Source organism: Acidovorax sp. LjRoot204, from assembly GCF_056175785.1.
Window position 1 is genome coordinate 1 of record NZ_JBGFFF010000279.1, and the last position, 3032, is coordinate 3032.

The following is a 3032-nucleotide window of genomic DNA, read 5'->3' on the forward strand; positions in this document are numbered from 1 at the left end:
ATCTGCCCCAGCGGCAGCACCTCGTCAGCGGCACCGTGGGCAATGGCCTCCCGCGGCATGCCAAACACGATGCAGGTCGCCTCATCCTGCACATAGTTGTAGCTGCCGGCGTCTTTCATCTCCCGCATGGCAACAGCGCCATCGTTGCCCATGCCCGTGAGCATGATGCCAAACGCGTTGCGCCCCACCACCGCTGCTGCGGACTTGAAGAGTACCTCGACCGAGGGCTTGTGGCGATTGACCGGAGGGCCATCGTCCACCACCGCTACATAGTTGGCGCCACTGCGCGCCACATGGAACTGTGTGCCGCCCGGTGCGATGTAGGCATGGCCGGGCAGAATGCGCTCGCCATTCACCGCCTCCTTGACGGTGATCTGGCACAACCCGTTCAAACGGGCCGCAAAACTGGTAGTAAACCCGGGAGGCATGTGCTGGGTGATCACGATCGCTGGCGAATCCGCAGGCATCTGGACCAGCACCTCCTTGATGGCTTCGGTACCACCGGTGGACGCCCCAATGCAGATGAGCTTTTCAGTGGAAAGGCGACCCAGCAGACCAGCTGCGGGTACGGCGTGGGGCAAAGGAGTGCCCCCCACAACACTGGAGGCTGGGCCTGCATCACGCACAGGGGCGCGGCGCACTTGCGCGACGGCAGCAACGCGGATCTTGTCCACAATCTGCGCCGCCAAATCGTTGAGCCCGCTGGCCAGCCCCACACGCGGTTTGGCCACAAAGTCGACGGCGCCCAACTCCAGGGCCTTCATGGTGACCTCCGCGCCACGCTCGGTCAGCGTGGAGATCATCACTACCGGAGTGGGCCGCAGACGCATCAAGCGCCCCAGAAAATCAATGCCGTCCATGCGTGGCATTTCAACGTCCAGGGTGATGACATCCGGATCCAATTCGCGAATCATCTCGCGCGCCACCAGAGGGTCGTTGGCCGTGCCAATGCACTCCATGTCCCGCTGGCGGTTGATGATCTCTGACAGCAGACTACGGACCAGCGCCGAATCGTCCACCACGATCACCCGGATTTTCCTGCTCATTAACTCAAACCTTTATCAAAACAGATCCACAGAACCACCCGACGTGGTCTTGGCAACAGTGGCCGCGTTGCCGCGAACCTCCTGGGCCACGAGGGCTTCGGGATGGGCATGCGCCAACCGTTTCACCATCGCTTTGCCGGTCACTGGAAAGAAAACCACCTTGCGCGGATAGATGTCGAGCACGTCCTCGGAGACGATCGGAATGCGCTCAGTGTGCAAATAGTTCAACACAAAATTCGTGTTGCGCTCACCCACATTCATGGTGGTGAAGTTGTGCATCACCTGGGCCCCTCCAAAAATCTTGGCCTGCATGGTTTCACGGCGTGCACCGAGCTTGAGCATTTCATTGATCAACAGCTCCATCGCGTAGGAACCATAACGCCCGGATGCGTCCGCCAGATCGCCGTCCGGCAGCATGAAATGATTCATTCCTCCCACACGTGCGCGGCTGTCCCACAGGCAGGCAGCGATGCACGAGCCGAGCACGGTCATGATGACCATGTTCTCATCCGACACGAAATACTCACCAGGCAGCACCTTCACCGCGTTGTGCTGGAAGTGGTGATCAAGATAAAAAAACGAGGCCTCTCCTGGCTTGCGGCTGCGGGCCTTGAGCTCCTGCAGCGACGACTCGCGCGCGGGCCCATTGCCAGAGCTGTAGATATCGGCGCTCAGCGGCGCAATACGCGGAGCGCGGCGCCTTTCGGAACTGCCGGGCACAGCAGCAGCATTGGAAGGGGATGAACCTGTTTGAATGTTGGTCATGGGTGCAATGTGCAGGACAACATGGACAGGTCAGCGGCGCTCGTACACCGTCTTGCCACGCAGGGTGAACAGGTCTTTGGACTCGCTGAAGTTCTCGGCGTGCCCCACAAACAACATGCCACCCGGCTTGAGCACGCGGTGGATTCTTTCCAGCACGCGCCGCTGTGTAGGGGCATCAAAGTAAATCATCACATTACGGCAGAAAACCACGTCAAAGGGCTCCTTGAATGGCCAATCGTCGCGGATGAGATTCACACTCATGAAGTCGATGGCGCGCCGCAACTCCGGCTTGGCACGGACCATGCCCGCGTTCCCGCCTTTGCCTTTGAGAAAGAATTTCTGCAAGCGCTCAGGGCTCAAGCCCTTCACACCGTCGAGCCGGTACACGCCCTGCGCCGCGGTGGCCAGCACGCGCGAATCAATGTCGCTGGCTGTCAACTTGAAAGAGGCGTTGGCGCCGAGCGCCTCCAACGCGGTGATCACGATGGAGTAAGGCTCTTCGCCCGTGGAGGCCGCGTTGCACCAGACCCGCCAGTTGGCGGATGGCTTGGAGCGCAGGTGCGACGCGAAAATCTCGAAATGATGCTGCTCGCGAAAGAATGCCGTGAGGTTGGTGGTCAGCGCATTCACGAACTCCTGCCACTCCGGCCCGTCATGGGTCTCCAGCCAGCTCAGGTAGTCGTGAAAGCTGGTGTGCCCTGTGTCGCGCAGCCGCCGCGACAGGCGGCTGTAGACCATGGCGTGTTTGCCATCATGCAAGCTGATGCCGGCGCGCTGATAGATCAGCGCCTGCACACGGGCAAAGTCTGCATTGGTCCAGACAAATTCTCGCCCCTGCGCCAGAGGGCCWGAGGGCGCTGTGGCTGCGGCATACGCAGGATCTACCCTGGCTGGGCCTGACCGGACTGACGCCGAAGCACTGGTGGTTTGGGCCATATTGATCGTCCGAGGGGAAGTCCTGTTCGCTCCAAAAGGTCTGCGAGCACAGCTCACAGCCTGACATGCGCCTGCGCCACCACTGGCTGCTGACTGCTACGCCTTATTCGTTGGCGGTCACCAGGCCCATGTCCACGCTGGACATGAGCTTTTCAATATCCAGCAAGATCAGCATGCGCTCGCCCACGGACCCCAAGCCCAAGATGCAGCTGTTGTCGATCGCACTCTCGATATCAGGGGCCGACCGGATACTCTCTGATGTCAACTCCATCACATCGCTCACCG

General features: G+C 60.5%; 3 protein-coding genes and 1 pseudogene. All 4 read right to left on the reverse strand.

Going from position 1 to position 3032, the window contains the following annotated elements; translation table 11 throughout:
* A partial coding sequence (locus tag AC04MI_RS24390; RefSeq protein WP_476498948.1) for a protein-glutamate methylesterase/protein-glutamine glutaminase occupies positions 1 to 1046 on the reverse strand: 1046 nt, incomplete at its 3' end.
* 15 nt (positions 1047 to 1061) lie between these two features.
* On the reverse strand, positions 1062 to 1811 hold the full coding sequence (gene cheD / locus AC04MI_RS24395) for a chemoreceptor glutamine deamidase CheD (RefSeq protein ID WP_056748055.1): 750 nt from the start codon (positions 1809 to 1811) through the stop codon (positions 1062 to 1064).
* Positions 1812 to 1841: 30 nt separating this feature from the next.
* Positions 1842 to 2747 carry a CheR family methyltransferase gene (locus AC04MI_RS24400; protein ID WP_436075754.1) on the reverse strand — a complete coding sequence of 302 codons (906 nt, stop codon included), beginning with the start codon at positions 2745 to 2747 and terminating at the stop codon, positions 1842 to 1844.
* Between the two features lie 103 nt (positions 2748 to 2850).
* Positions 2851 to 3032: pseudogene (locus tag AC04MI_RS24405) on the reverse strand (chemotaxis protein CheW); the annotation flags it as partial.